The organism is Paenimyroides ceti (assembly GCF_030409925.1).
On the sequence record NZ_JAUFQU010000001.1, the window covers coordinates 426069 to 441672 of the forward strand.

Genomic DNA, 15604 nt, shown 5'->3' on the forward strand with positions numbered 1-15604 from the left:
TTGTCATATAATGATAGCAGGTTAATTAGTTAAATGATAAATAGAGCATGTATGGATTAATCTGTACATGCTTTTTTCCCTTTTAGAGTTGAAAAATAATAAATAAGATATGAAAAATATAAAATGGAGAATTATATGGTTGTTTTGTTTAATTTCTTTTGGATGTTTTTCACAAACAACTATATCAGCAGGAGTAACTCCTGTAACCTGTACCAACAACGGTACGCTTGAAATTACTTTAACTGATGGCCCTGTTGGAGTTACTTACGGGATAGTAAAAGCACCTTTTGATATTACTCAGATTGTTAGTAGCAATTCGCCTCTATTTACCATGTTGGAATCGGGACTGTACTATTTTGGTTACTATGAGGGTACGAGTTTTGTAAAAGCTGACGATCCGATATACATAGCTGATTATTACAATTCAGACCCGCCTGTTCTTAGTTATTATAAGGATGATTATTATGCTTATTGCCAAAATGGAAATGATCCTTTGGGTAGCATATATGCTTATGTATATAGTGGAAATGGTCCTTATACAATTAGTTTATTAGATATATCGAATATGGTCATTCAGGAATACACTTCTGTATATGGAGGTGTTAATTTTAACGGACTTAGTGCCGGAACCTATCGTTTAAAAGCAGAAGATGAATGCGGTACCGTAGTATATACTCCTACAGATATTATCATAAAAGCTAATATTCCTTATACCGATTTTTCAATAGGCTATCCGTCAAATAATCCTAATGAATCCTATTTTGAAGTACTCTATAATAATGATACTGACGGTGCATGTTCAGGAATAAGGAAAGCTGGTATTACATCTCCAATAATGATTTTAGGCAGGGCATGGGCCAGTTCTCATGAAATTGTACAAGATATTACCACAATGCCTGGAGGACCAAAGTTTTATGGAGATAAATACGGTCAGATGCGATTTAAATTTGAGGTTCAGAATGAATCCGGTGCCTTTGATGTATATGATGATTTAACCTATAATGAGGTATTAGACGGATATTATCCTTTACCTGATGATCGGTCTGAATGGGGGATTATAAGATTGACTTTTAAGATTTGCGGTATAGAAAAAACAAATTCTTTTAATCTTGCGAATTATTCAGGTTTTAAAGTCTTGCCCGTTGCAGGTAAAACAATATATATGAGGGATAACCCTGATCTGAATAATTGTGATACGGGCCCTGGAAAAGTATTGGCAGTATTTGATGCACTATACCCTGAGAGTGGTTGCCCTCCGTTTGTTATGAAAGTTACAGATCAGGCTACACAAATAACCACAACAGATACCATTACAAGCGCTATGCGTTATGGAGAAATCTTATTAGATATCGGGAAAACATATACATTTAAAATAACCGATGCCTCGGGAGCTGAGCTCACCCATTACCTCTTTTACAACCAGACATCAGCTTCTTATACACCCTCACAAAGCAATCCTGCGAGTGTATATATCAACCCTGCATATTACACTCCGAAACCCATAAGAGATAAATTAAAGTTAGTTGAAGGACCAAGTATAAAAAAAATGGGAAAAACGGCGCTTGTGCTACAGGGAATTACAAATGAGATAGGACTGACGTTTCCGGTTACAATTACCTCGGTTAGCGGACCTTCATCCATCTATAAGACTATTGACGGGACAGGCAGTCTCTTTTCTACTTACTTTTTAGGATTAGGAGATGATTTGTTACAAGGAAATTATACGATCAAAGTAAAAGATTCGGGCTGTTTTGAAGAGGACTTTACAATCTCGTTAGTTAGTTATATTTCTGATATTGCTCTGCAGAATGTGACTTATACACCAGATACACAAATTTGTGACCGTTACGTAATCAGCGGTGAAATCAAAATCAGTGCTGTGGGAAGAAGGTTGGGTTTAAATCCGGATGCTATACTTGAAGCTTATGGTTCTGGTGCGGCTTATCCCAGATTAGTATCAGGTCCTCAGGGATTAGGTTATTTTTATGCAAATGGTGTTTCTGGAAAATGGTTTAATATCTGGGGGCAAGATATTCTTCCGTTTACTTTCACAGCAAATATTTCAGGTGATTATGTGTTGGCTATAAGTCCGAAAGAAGGGTTCAATACATTTGTCACATCTGAAGATATTATGGAAAATACCCTTACGGTTCCTATTACCGTTTCTTCTGACTTTCCAATAGTTGATCTATCTAAATCAGGTGGTGCTGTTTGTGGTGGATCGACAACAGGCGATTTATATATCAAGGTAGACAATGCAACAGGGCCTGTTACCTATTTTCTTAAAAAAAGTACTGATGCCCATTTTCCTGCTACTGGACAGAGTAGTCCAGTTTTCACAGGGCTTTCTGAAGGAAGCTATCAGGTCAAGATCGTTACAAGGTGTTACCAGATAATCCAGCCATTTGTAATGGCAAACCAATCTGCAAACAATATTATTGTTGGTGAAAGAGAACTGTGTAAAGGTGATACATTAGATCTAAGCCCTTTACCCGTAGGTCCTCTGAAAAGTATTGAATGGAAATTTCCAGACGGAACTACTACTACGGATTATAATTTATTGCGTAATAATATGACAGCAGCAGACAACGGTACCTACTCAATAAAAATGGAAACGCTTTCGGGATGTGTCTTTACGCAAACTGTAAATGTGACTGTATACGAACCTGATGTGATAACGGATAGCAATTCATATGTTTTTTGTGTAGATGAAGCAATCCAGATCAATTTCAATAGCAGTGATCCTGCAACCACCTATTTATGGACGAATGATAACACAGCCGGAGGTATAGCTGCTTCGGGCAGTGGTTCTATTTTTGTTCCACAAGCAATAAACCATACTTCGTCAACAATAATTTCGAATATAAGAGTTGTTCCTGTTTTAAACGGATGTGAAGGAATGGCTGTAGACATACAGGTGAAAATTTTTGCCCGAGGTGATGTAGCACCCATTCAAGATATGATTGTATGTGATGGAGATACTGTTCCGGAAATACTTTTAAAGCCTTCCAATGCACCGGATGGTACAGGGTACTTTGTTTCAAATAGCAATCCCTCTATCGGATTGAGTGATTATTTTCAGGTTACAGATGATAAAATAGCCTCTTTTGTCGCTTTAAATGATACCAATACTGTAAAAACAGCTGTACTTACCATACAACCCTATGTAATCGGTGAAGGTTGTGGTGGGGCTTCTTATAGTTTCACCATAACAGTAAAACCTAAAGCAGTCACCACTGATATAATAGTAAACGATGAAACAATATGTAAAGGAGAAGATGTCATCCTTAATGCGCTGTCTAATTTACAAAATCCGGTATTTAAATGGTATAGTGATCCCGACCTTACAACAGAATTATTTGTTGGGGTCTCTTATCAGGTAATGCCTGCAGTAACCACTAAATATTACGTTACAGTCAGCAATAATGATTTTTGTGAAAATAGCCCAAATAATGCTAAGGAAATTACGGTTACCGTTCGTGAAAAACCAACAGTAACCAATATTACGACAGCTTGTTCAACAGTAACTAATACGTACACAGTAGCGTTTGAAGTAAATGGAATACCCCCTTTCATAATATCAGGTACTGGCTCTCCGGGTTCATGGACAGGAAATAAATGGACTTCATCACCAATTAACAATGGAACGGAGTATGATTTTCAACTTACTGAGACTAATGGATGTGATCCTATATTCATAAAAGGAAATGCTCCCGATTGTTGTGAACTTAGTATCAGCTGTCTTCCTTCGGTAACGGTAAGCTGTGGAACGGATTATTCTCCTGTAGTAACGGGATATCCGACTATTGACTCCTCATGCGGCGGTACAACCATCAGTTATATTGATGAAGGTTTTGTCGGAGGTTGTTCTTCGTATACAGGAACATTTAAAAGACAGTTTACAGTTGAAGATGCTAATGGTAATATAGCTGTTTGTTTTCAGCAAATAACCGTTGAAGACACCATAGCACCTGTTTTTGCAGAATTACTTCCTGCAGATATTAGGGTTAGTTGTGATGCGATTCCATCAGCAGCTGTATTGACTGCTACAGATGAGTGTGGTTCGGCAACTGTCATGTTTAAAGAAGAACGTACCGATGGTTCCTGTTCCGGAAATTACATCCTTACACGAACCTGGACCGCAACGGATGAGTGTGGCAACAGCACACAGCATGTTCAAATAATTACTGTTGAAGACACCACAGCACCTGTTTTTGCAGAATTACTTCCCGCAGATATTACGGTTAGTTGTGATGCGATTCCACCAGTAGCTGTATTGACAGCTACAGACGATTGTGGTTCGGCAACTGTCATGTTTAAAGAAGAACGTACCGATGGTTCCTGTTCCGGAACTTATATCCTTACGCGAACCTGGATCGCCACAGATGAGTGTGGCAACAGCACACAGCATGTTCAAATAATTAGTTTTGAAGACACCACAGCACCTTTCTTTGCAGAATTACTTCCTGCAGATATTAGGGTTAGTTGTGATGCGATTCCTTCAGCAGCTGTATTGACTGCTACAGATGATTGCGGTTCGGCAACTGTTATGTTCAAAGAAGAACGTACCGATGGTTCCTGTTCCGGAAATTATACCCTTACACGAACCTGGACCGCTACAGATGATTGCAGCAACAGCACACAGCATATTCAGATCATAACAGTACAAGATACCACAGCACCTTTCTTTGCAGAATTACTTCCTGCAGATATTACGGTTAGTTGTGATTCCATTCCTTCAGCAGCTGTATTGACAGCTACAGATGATTGTGGTTCGGCAACTGTCATGTTCAAAGAAGAACGTACCGATGGTTCCTGTTCCGGAAATTACATCCTTACACGAACCTGGACCGCAACAGATGAGTGTGGCAACAGCACACAGCACGTTCAAATAATTAGTGTTGAAGACACTACAGCACCTGTTTTTGCAGAATCACTTCCCGCAGATATTACGGTTAGTTGTGATTCCGTTCCTTCAGCAGCTGTATTGACTGCTACAGATGATTGCGGTTTGGCAACTGTTATGTTTAAAGAAGAACGTACCGATGGTTCCTGTTCCGGAAATTACATCCTTACACGAACTTGGACCGCTACAGATGATTGCAGCAACAGCACACAGCATATTCAGATCATAACAGTACAAGATACCACAGCACCTTTCTTTGCAGAATTACTTCCTGCAGATATTACGGTTAGTTGTGATGCGATTCCACCAGCAGCTGTATTAACGGCTACAGATGATTGTGGTTTGACAACTGTCATGTTCAAAGAAGAACGTACCGATGGTTCCTGTTCCGGAAATTACATCCTTACGCGAACCTGGACCGCCACAGATGATTGCGGCAACAGCACACAACATGTTCAGATCATCACCGTTGAAGATACCACAGCACCTGAATTTACAGGTGAATTACCGACAGATATAGTTCTTGATGTGGAAGAGAGCATACCTGCTCCGGCTGTATTGATTGCTACAGATGATTGTGGTTCGGCAACTGTCATGTTCAAAGAAGAACGTACCGATGGTTCCTGTTCCGGAAATTATATCCTTACGCGAACCTGGACTGCTACAGATGATTGCGGCAACAGTACAGAGCATGTTCAGGTTATAATAGTAGAAGATACTAAAGGGCCTGAATTTATAGAAGAATTACCAACAGATATGGTACTGGAATGCGGAGATACTATCCCTGAACCGTTAGTATTAACAACAAAGGATAAAATAAAATCAGCTGATGTTGTTTTTAAAGAAAAGCGCATCGATGGATCGTGTCCGGGAAACTATGTTCTTATACGAACCTGGACCGCTACGGACAACTGTGGTAATGAAACCATACATCAGCAAACAATTACTATCAGGGATACGATAAATCCTGAGTTCATAGGAAATCTTCCTGAAGATGCTTATATGACCTGTGATCAGTTACAGGATTTACCAACAAACATTGATGCTACAGATGGTTGTGGTACTGTCAGTATTGTATATACCGAAGAAGAAATTTCCGGTGATTGTTCTGCTCATTATACACTTCTGAGAACCTGGACTGCTACTGACACATGTGGAAATAGTACATCTTATACCCAACGGATAGAGATCGCATGTAAGGTAGAAGTTTTTAATGCTGTTTCAGCAGACGGGGATGGTATTAATGATGTCTTAGAGATACAAGGAATAGAGTGCTACCCTGACAATTCGGTAGAAATTTTCAATCGTTGGGGAGAATTGGTATATGCAACTAAAAACTATAATTCAAAAGGAAATGTTTTTTCCGGCTATTCAAATAAAAAAGAAAATAAACTGGTATCGGGTACCTATTATTACATTATTCGTTATGAATTTAATTCCGGTAACGGAAATATAACTCCTGTTGAACAATCTGGTTTTATTCATTTACAAACTAATTAAACCGAAATAAACATCATGAAAAAAGTAACAATCAACCTACATCTTTCGCTCTTGTTAGGCTTGCTTTCCCTGAGCGGATTCGCGCAACAAGACCCACAGTTTACCCATTATATGTACAATACCACCAACATCAACCCTGCCTATGCCGGCAGCCGTGGTTCTTTGAGTATGTTTGGTCTGCACCGCAGCCAATGGGTAGGCCTTGACGGAGCTCCTACCACCAATGCTTTTTCTGTAAACACCCCTTTACAGAACTCTAAACTGGGACTTGGAGTCTCTTTTATCAACGATAAAATCGGAGTGATGAGTGAAAACACTCTTGCAGTAGATTTGTCTTACACCCTTGATTTGGCCGGTCGCAACAACAACAAATTGTCTTTCGGTATCAAAGGATCAGCCAATCTGTTGGATGTAAGCTACAGCAAACTGAACCTTCACAATCCTACCGATCCGCAGTTTTCAGAAGACATCGCCAATGAGTTTACTCCCAACATCGGAGCGGGTATCTATTACCACAACGACAAAAGTTATCTGGGATTCTCGGTACCGAACTTTTTGGAAACCAAACGCTATAATGACAATGTGCAATCTACCATGCGTACCAAAATGCACTATTATCTGATGGGAGGTTATGTATTTGACCTTAATCCGGGCTTGAAATTCAAACCAGCCTTTCTGGTAAAAGCAGTTGAAGGAGCTCCTGTACAGGTAGACCTTACTGCGAATTTCCTGATTCAGGACAAGCTGACCCTTGGAGCCGCCTACCGTTGGGATGCTGCCTTTAGTGGCCTCATAGGTTTTCAGGTTACCGATGGTCTTATGGTGGGGTATTCCTATGATGGAGAAACGACCAAACTGGCCAATTACAATTCAGGTTCCCATGAGATTTTTCTGCGTTTTGAACTGTTTAACAAATACAAACGAATCGTATCACCTCGATTCTTCTAAAGCGATCTTCTATGAAAAATATCTATAAAACGTTATCGCTTTGTCTCTTTGGTCTTCTGAGTCCGGTTGTTCTGGCTCAGCCCGGAGTAAAGAGAGCAGCGAAGGACTTTGATCAGTATGCGTATATTGATGCGATCAAAATCTATGAAAAAGTAGTCAAACGCGGTCACAGCAGTGCTCAAATCTATAGTGAACTGGGAGATGCGAACTATTTCAATGGTAACTATAATGAAGCAGCCCGCTGGTATGGCGAACTGTTTTCTCAGTATCCGGATCAGGTTACTCAGAGTGCTTACTATTACCGTTATGCGCAGAGTTTAAAGAGTACGGGAGCGGATGCATCAGCAGAGCAGTATCTGGAGCAGTTTGTTCAAAAAGCGGGAAGTGAATCAACGTCTGCCGCTTTAATTCAAAAAGAGCGGGACTACAAAAAGGGCATTGAGAAAAACTCCGGCCGCTATACGATTGAAAACCTTTCCATCAACAGTCCTTATTCCGATTATGGAAGCAGTATTCACAATGGAAAGCTGCTTTTTACCACGGCAAGAGATACGGGAAGTTTGTCTAAAAAAGTACACAGTTGGACGGATAAGACATTTACAAGTATTTACAAAGCAGAGGTTGATACTGACGGATCTGTGACAGATGCCACTCGTTTTGACAAAGGCATCTGCAGCAAGTTCAATGAAGCGACACCTGTGGTTACCAAAGACGGGAAAACGATGTATTTTACCCGTAACAACTACAATGGTAAACGCGGATATGATGAGCATAAAACCACCTTACTGAAAATCTATAAAGCTACCTTTAGAGATGGTAAATGGGGTGATGTAGAAGAACTGCCTTTTAACAGTGATGCGTTCAACACGGCACATCCGGTGCTTAACGATAAAGAAGACATGATGTATTTTGCATCTGATCGTCCCGGAGGATTCGGAGCGTCTGATATCTGGCGTATTGCGCTGCACCCGAACGGTACTTTTGGCGGTCCTGAAAACTTAGGTGCTCATATCAATACCGAAGGCAGAGAGAATTTTCCTTTTGTAACAGCGAACGATGAACTGTACTTCAGCAGTGACGGTCGTCCCGGACTTGGAGGACTGGATGTGTTTGGAGTAAAAATCAAAGACGGCGGAGCATTTGGAGAAGTGATGAATGTAGGAACCCCGGTCAACAGTGCGTACGATGATTTTGCTTATATGATAGAGCAGAAGAGTCAGAAAGGTTTTTTCAGCAGCAACCGTCCCGGAGGTAAGGGCAGTGATGATATCTATGGCTTTACACAGACACGAGCACTGGAATTGGACTGTACCCAGCAACTCAGAGTACGGGTGATGGATGCAGCTACACAAGAAGTGATCACAACGGCTCTTGTGGACTTATACAGCAGTACATATAAGGAATATGGCAGCAGCACGGGATATGAAAATGGATTATATGGATTTACTCATAAATTTGAATGTGGCATGCCGTATCGTATAAAAGCGGCAGCCAAAGGATATCTTACCAAAGAAGAGTTGGTGGTATTACCACAAACTTCATCTGAGACGGTACACACCATTGCCTTGTCAAAAGAGAAAGTAAAAGTAGAAAAAGAGGATGATTTGTTTAAAATTTCAAATTAAACCCGATCTATTTTGATCTGGATAAACACGATATCCGTCCGGATGCAGCCACAGAACTTGCCAAGATTGTGGAAGTAATGAAAGAATATCCTCAGATGAAAATTGATGTGCGTTTACAAACTGTTTTTCTGACACTACGTGGTGAACATAAAATGATAAAATGGGAAACTGTAATAAACCTCTTGTCAATTTAAGTATACAATTCTTGTAGCTTAAAAACCTTGCCACAGCAATGGAAATGTTCTCTATGAAGGTCTCCATTACTTTTAACTTCATGACAATTTGCTTTCAGTTTTTACTTAAAGTAAAAATAGAACAGTCTTAGAGAATAATTATACAGTTAATTATGGATTCCCAAGGAAGAAAATAATTTCTCTAAACTTGATTATGTCTTTTAGTGCTGTTTTTATGTCTTTTAATAGTGATATTCAAAAACGTATTGAAGTTATATTTGTATACATATATTTTATCAAAGATCAAAAATGATTAATGAAATATATAAGATAACTGCTTATGCAGGTATAGAAAGATAATGGCGCATCTTTCTATGAATAGAGAAAATAAAGCTAACTACACATATATAACATTTATTTAAAGAAAAAGAAAATTGTTAGAAGTTCAAAAAACGTATTAGATAAGACAATAACATATTCACATTCTTTAAAAAAATAGTTCAGAAGAACTCAAAGGTGAGTTCATTTAAGAAAATTTATTAATTGAGCAGTAAAAATCCAATCATTTTTATATAAAGATAGATGCTGCTGCCTTAAATTCAGAATGAATATGTTTTTAAAAGATATACATATTGGTAAACTATTGAAAAAGCGGGTAGAGGAGTTAAAGATCGAACCTGCAAGGATATCTCATTTTCTTAATTGTTCAGAAGAAGAGATTTATGAAATGTATCAGCAGGAATCACTCCCTACACACCTGTTGTTGCGATGGTCAAAATTATTGGAATATGATTTTTTCCGGCTGTATAGTGGGCATTTAGTATTATATGCTCCAAATCGAGGAGCAAATAGCCAGTCTAAAAACAATAAAAGCGCTTTACCACATTTCAGAAAAAATATTTATACAAAAGAGATTATTTACTTTATTATTGAACAGATCTCCAAAGGAAAAAAGACAAAAAAAGAAGTAATGGAAGATTATAAAATTCCAAAGAATACTTTATACCGATGGTTACATAAGCATACCAGTACTAATGCCGATCAAAAGTAAACCCGATTATAACAGAATATATAAAGACCTTGTTGAATCATGGTTTCCTGAACAAAAAGAAGAATTAGTGTCTTTGATTTCAGTAGATATTACAACCAGTCTTGATGTGATACAGGTCAATAATAAGTTGTTCAATAAAAAATCGAAAGACACGCAGAATTATAATCAAAAACTGCGTTCGTATGATATACCGAGTATCATTAGAATAGTAGGGTATCAGCAAGAAAATTTCCTTACGATAAAAGAAATATCAGAATTGTTTGGTGTAAGCAGAAACACGGTAGCGAAATGGAAAGATAAAGTAACTGGTTCTGTTCTTTAAATAAACCGTTTAAACAATCTGGAATATTCAGGTGTAGATATTAGTTATCATTGATTTCACATAGAATTGATTAAAAAATAACTATTGTAAAGTAGATCTGACTGAAAAAATGAGTAAATTTAAACAACTCATCAACTGTGTGTTGTATGATGGAATAGTAACTAATCAATAAAGTCGTTACGAAATATGAATGAAGGAAAATTTAATATTGCAATTCTTATAGATGGTGATAATGCACAGGCAAAACTCATAAAAGATATTATAGCGGAAGTTTCTAAATATGGAAAAGCAACAGTACGCAGGATTTATGGTGACTGGACAAACCAGCACATGAACAGTTGGAAAGAAATTGTCAACCAATATTCCATCAACCCTATTCAGAAATTTTCTTATACTTCAGGCAAAAATTCAACCGATAGTTCTTTGATTATTGATGCAATGGATATTCTACATGGCAAAAGTGTAGATGGTTTTTGTATTGTTTCCAGTGATAGTGATTATACGGGACTCGCCAAAAGAATAAGAGAAGAAGGTTTGTTTGTAATGGGTATTGGCAGAAGTACCACTCCTATAGCATTTGTAAATTCCTGTGAAATATTCACTTTTACAGAAAACCTCGTTTCTGATAATGAAGACGATGACAATGATATTTCGGGACTCTTCGGTAAAGAAAAAGAGAATACAGCTGATAAATCGGATAGAGAAATCAGAAAAAATATGGTTGTGCAGAAAGAAAAAGACGCCTCATTGCCAAAGAAATTTCCTAAGATAGATATTACACTTATTGATAAAGCGTTTGATATTGCTACCAATGATGAAGATGAAACAACCTACATTGCCAAAGTGGGATTATCGCTGCGGAAAATGGATCCGAGTTTTGATGCGAGAACCTATGGTTTCAAAAATCTTACCCAATTATTTGAGAGCCTTAAAAAATACGAGGTCATCAAAAATGAAGTTAATGGATTAAACCATCCTATGGTAAAATTAAAATAAGGGTATCAATACAGAATTGATTTTCTGTCACTGAAATGATATTCAGTATCATCTAACAATTGATACTAAACTGTGCATAAAAAAGGACTTTCTATAGAAAGTCCTTTTTTATTATTTATACTTGAAATATTTGATAATTACGTTTTATTTGTCTGATCTTAAATTTCTTACCCATCTTATCTTCTGTGGTCGATGTAAAAAACAACAATTTTGTGACATAAAATAACAAAACCATTCTTTTTTTTGCGATTTATCTGTAAAATAGTTGGTAGATATGTTTTTTATGCTTATCATTGAGAAAAAAAATAACCTTATAATTAATTGTTTATGAGAATACTACATTATTTATCACTACTATGTGTTCTGATTTTGTTACAGTCTTGTCTGCAGGACGATCTGCGTACTCCGGTAGTGCGCGAAGCCACACAAGAAGATCCTTTAAACGCCCAAACCCTGATAATGGATCAGACAACTCTTGAAGAAAGATATGCAGGCAATACAAGTTTAGAACATTTGTTTGAAAAAGATTTTAAAAAAGCAGTATCTTCCCTTAGCGCGGCTAAAGGCGGAAGCAACCGAACGGCTACACTTGACCTGGAACATATTCAGGTACTGGAAGCAGATAAAGTGCATGTGATTACGTATCGGGTACAGGTAACCGATGAAAAAGAACCCGAGTCAAAAGCCGTTTATAATCTGGTGTATTATTCCACCGACCGTAAGGAGTATTATGTAACCCTGTTGAAATATGATTTTTCAAGAATTTCAATAGAGCAGTATCTCAAAAAACCGACGGCTGAGGTTCTGTACCTGTATCCGTTGGAAGAAGACAGAGATACAGACAAGAATATTCAATATGCGATATCGTCAGTAAGTCCTATTTTCGTTTATGAAATAATACCACCCGGCGATTGTATGAAAGAAGTAAGCGTAGCGGGTACACCTTGTAAAGGTTCTGGAAATCCAAAACACGAATATGGAGACAACTCCTGTAGTATGACAGGTAACAAACGCGCCACACCGGGTTATACGTATATGGATTTTTCAGATTGTGGTAAGAATTCCGGTGGTGGTTCCGGAGGTGGAGGTTATCCGGGTGGCGGAGGCGGAGGCGGTTCCACACCGGGTCCGGGCAGTCCCGGCGGACCACCGGCTGCAGGAGGGGGCAATCCGCCTATTTCGGTGGTAAAACCCATCAAAAACATCGGAGGTCTGGTAAAATCAAAAATCCTTATCGGACAGGTAAATATGGGCTCCGGTAATACCAATGCAAAAGTATTAAAAGCCGTATCTTCATTTTTAAAACAAGACATACAAACGCTGTATGGCAGAATGAACGATACCAGAGAATCGGGTTTTGCCTATCAATTTGATATTATAAACGGAAGTTATACTTATAATGTATTGGGTGGAAGGTTAATACTTACAAGTCCTAACTATACCAACCGCAAAATAGAATTAGGCAATGTTTCGGGGAGGTTTAGTGGAACAGTACACGTTCATACCGATAATCTCGGAGTTACTGCTACTGAAATAGCAACACCTTTGTTCTCTCCTGCGGATCTTGGAGGCGTATTTAAATTTACGAATAAATCCGTAGAAGATCCTTTTCGCCAACCGGCAGAAGCCTTTGTCGGAGTTGTCAATAGGTACGGCATGTATATGGTGATGCTGCCCAATGATGTGACTTCAGAGAATATAAACACCAAATACAGTGATTTTACCAAAATCATACAGTTTGGCAATAGTACAAGAACAATAGCCGATCGTACAAAACAAAAGTGGATTAAATTTGAAAAAGAATTAGAAAGAAAATATTATGATATAGAACTCATAAATGATCCTCAACATATCAAAAAGAAAAAATACGAAAGAGCATTGCTATTGCTGATGAAAAAATATAAATTAAACCTTAATATCTATTTTTTAGACGCCAATGAAGGTAATTTTAACGGTAACTGGCAACAACTTTCTTTAGATAACAATAGTCAGATTCAATATACAAATATCAATTAATATGAAAAAGATTTTATCAATATTATTTAGTTTATTAGCAGGATGTATTTATTCACAAACATTTCAAGAAGTTGATAATTTTTACCATCCAGAAATCCTATATGGAGATAATGGTTATTATTTTAAAGATACTCAGGGCTATTTTAATCAGTTTACTGGCGCTGGTATCTGGCAATATACAGGTAATAACATAACAATACAATTGCGGTTTATAAAAAAGACTTTTGTTGAGAATACTGTTAATGAATCCTATAAAGAAGATGCTTTGGTTGGTGGTATTCGTATTGTAAAAAACGGGATAGAAGTACTCAATACACTCAATACGCTGAATGAAAATAAAAACTCAAGTGTTAATTATTATATTTTTAATGGGCATAGAGTAAGAAATACCATAGATTGTCTAGGATGTACAATTCCGAATCAAAGACTGTATATGTATTATAAAGAGCCTGATAATGACAATCAGCGTTTGACAGATATGTATTTTTTAATGCACGTCTATAAAAACGGACCGGCTTCTATTCTTAGAGTGGTGTTCCCTGAAGATGCAGTCATAGGAGATCCCACACAATACGATCCTGAAGTAGAGAATGCGCCAACTAAAACACAGGTAATTCTACCGTTTGGTAAATATGATTTTAAAAAAGTCAATTAGGTTTTTAAGATTAATGATTTTTTATAACCTGGAGTATGAAAACAATATTTTTTATAGCTATCTTATTTATAACCCAAGTAAGCATAGCACAGCAATTTACCATTATGGATGTGCATAACTATTCCGGAATGAATTCGTATGGTGAAAATGGCTATTATTATAAGGATACGAAAGGTTTTTTTGATCAGTTTACAGAAGCGGGTACCTGGCAATATACAGGTAATAACATCATCATACAGTTACAGTTTGTAAAAAAAACATTTATTGAAAAAACTATAGGTAATACTTATAAAGAAGATGCCTTAATCGGTGGTATGCGTATTGTTAAAAATGGGATAGAGGTGCTTAATACATTTAATACGCTGAATGAAAATAAAAATTCAAGCGTTAATTATTTTATTTATAATGGACATAAAGTTAAAAATACTATAGATTGTCTGGGCTGTACAATTCCGAATCAAAGACTGTATATGTATTATAATGAGCCGGATAATGACAACAATCATCTGGCTTCTATGTATTTTTTAATGCACATCTATAAAAACGGACCGGCTTCTATTCTTAGAGTGGTATTTCCTGAAGATGCGGTCATAGGAGATCCTACACAATACGAGCCTGAAATAGAGAATGCCCCTACTAAAACACAGGTGATTTTACCGTTTGGAAAATATGATTTTAAAAAAGTGAATTAGGTTTTTAAGATTAATGATTTTTTATAGCCTGTGGTATGAAAACAATATTTTTTATAGCTATCTTATTTATAACCCAAGTAAGCATAGCACAGCAATTTACCGTTATGGATGTGCATAACTATTCCGGAATGAATTCGTATGGTGAAAATGGCTATTATTATAAGGATACGAAAGGTTTTTTTGATCAGTTTACAGAAACGGGTACCTGGCAGTATACAGGCAATAATATCACCATTCAATTGCGATTTGTAAAAAAAACATTTGTAAAAAAAACTATAGGTAATACTTATAAGGAAGACGCTTTGGTAGGTGGTATCCGTATTGTTAAAAACGGAGTAGAGGTGCTTAATACATTCAATACGCTGAATGAAAATAAGAATTCAAGTGTTAATTATTTTATTTATGACGGATATAGAGTTAGAAATACCATAGATTGTCTGGGGTGTACAATTCCGGATCAAAGACTGTATATGCATTATAAAGAGCCCGATAATGATAATCAGCGTTTGACAGATATGTATTTTTTAATGCACGTCTATAAAAACGGACCGGCTTCTATTCTCCGAGTGGTGTTCCCTGAAGATGCAGTCATAGGAGATCCTACACAATACGATCCTGAAGTAGAGAATGCGCCAACTAAAACACAGGTAATTTTACCATTTGGAAAATATGATTTTAAAAAAGTGAATTAGGCTTTTAAACTTCTCTTAATATACACCT

The 15604-nt window shown here is 37.2% G+C and carries 11 protein-coding genes; 10 read left to right on the top strand and 1 reads right to left on the bottom strand.

Annotated features, from left to right (window positions below; all coding sequences use genetic code 11):
- Positions 1-109: 109 nt before the first annotated feature.
- The 3 genes from QW060_RS01850 to QW060_RS01860 are packed head-to-tail and all read left to right on the top strand — an operon-like array spanning position 110 to position 8979.
- On the top strand, positions 110-6406 hold the full coding sequence (locus QW060_RS01850) for a gliding motility-associated C-terminal domain-containing protein (protein ID WP_290362016.1): 6297 nt from the start codon (positions 110-112) through the stop codon (positions 6404-6406).
- 15 nt (positions 6407-6421) lie between these two features.
- The gene (locus QW060_RS01855) at positions 6422-7354 is read left to right on the top strand and encodes a PorP/SprF family type IX secretion system membrane protein (protein WP_290362017.1); all 933 of its coding nucleotides are present in this window, start codon (positions 6422-6424) and stop codon (positions 7352-7354) included.
- Between the two features lie 11 nt (positions 7355-7365).
- Entirely contained in the window at positions 7366-8979 is a 1614-nt protein-coding gene (locus QW060_RS01860) for a tetratricopeptide repeat protein (protein ID WP_290362018.1), read from the top strand.
- Here QW060_RS01860 and QW060_RS01865 read toward each other — a convergent pair.
- Positions 8971-9240 carry a hypothetical protein gene (locus QW060_RS01865; protein WP_290362019.1) on the bottom strand — a complete coding sequence of 90 codons (270 nt, stop codon included), beginning with the start codon at positions 9238-9240 and terminating at the stop codon, positions 8971-8973. The two genes, QW060_RS01860 and QW060_RS01865, sit on opposite strands and share 9 nt — an antisense overlap.
- A gap of 516 nt (positions 9241-9756) precedes the next feature.
- Between QW060_RS01865 and QW060_RS01870 the strand changes: the two genes are divergently transcribed.
- The 7 genes from QW060_RS01870 to QW060_RS01900 all read left to right on the top strand — a co-directional run bounded on the left by QW060_RS01870 (position 9757) and on the right by QW060_RS01900 (position 15576).
- Positions 9757-10203 (top strand): transposase, encoded by a 447-nt coding sequence (locus tag QW060_RS01870; RefSeq protein ID WP_317623159.1) that lies wholly within the window; start codon positions 9757-9759, stop codon positions 10201-10203.
- Complete coding sequence (locus QW060_RS01875) at positions 10187-10525, top strand: helix-turn-helix domain-containing protein (protein WP_290362020.1); 339 nt, start codon at positions 10187-10189, stop codon at positions 10523-10525. The genes QW060_RS01870 and QW060_RS01875 overlap by 17 nt, the downstream gene beginning before the upstream one ends.
- Positions 10526-10711: 186 nt before the next feature.
- The gene (locus tag QW060_RS01880) at positions 10712-11521 is read left to right on the top strand and encodes an NYN domain-containing protein (RefSeq protein WP_290362021.1); all 810 of its coding nucleotides are present in this window, start codon (positions 10712-10714) and stop codon (positions 11519-11521) included.
- 327 nt (positions 11522-11848) lie between these two features.
- Positions 11849-13537 (top strand): hypothetical protein, encoded by a 1689-nt coding sequence (locus QW060_RS01885; protein WP_290362022.1) that lies wholly within the window; start codon positions 11849-11851, stop codon positions 13535-13537.
- Between the two features lies 1 nt (position 13538).
- Positions 13539-14192, top strand: a complete 654-nt coding sequence (locus QW060_RS01890) for a DUF6705 family protein (RefSeq protein ID WP_290362023.1) — start codon at positions 13539-13541, stop codon at positions 14190-14192.
- Between the two features lie 35 nt (positions 14193-14227).
- Positions 14228-14884 (top strand): DUF6705 family protein, encoded by a 657-nt coding sequence (locus QW060_RS01895; RefSeq protein ID WP_290362024.1) that lies wholly within the window; start codon positions 14228-14230, stop codon positions 14882-14884.
- Positions 14885-14919: 35 nt separating this feature from the next.
- On the top strand, positions 14920-15576 hold the full coding sequence (locus tag QW060_RS01900) for a DUF6705 family protein (RefSeq protein WP_290362025.1): 657 nt from the start codon (positions 14920-14922) through the stop codon (positions 15574-15576).
- Positions 15577-15604 lie beyond the last annotated feature (28 nt).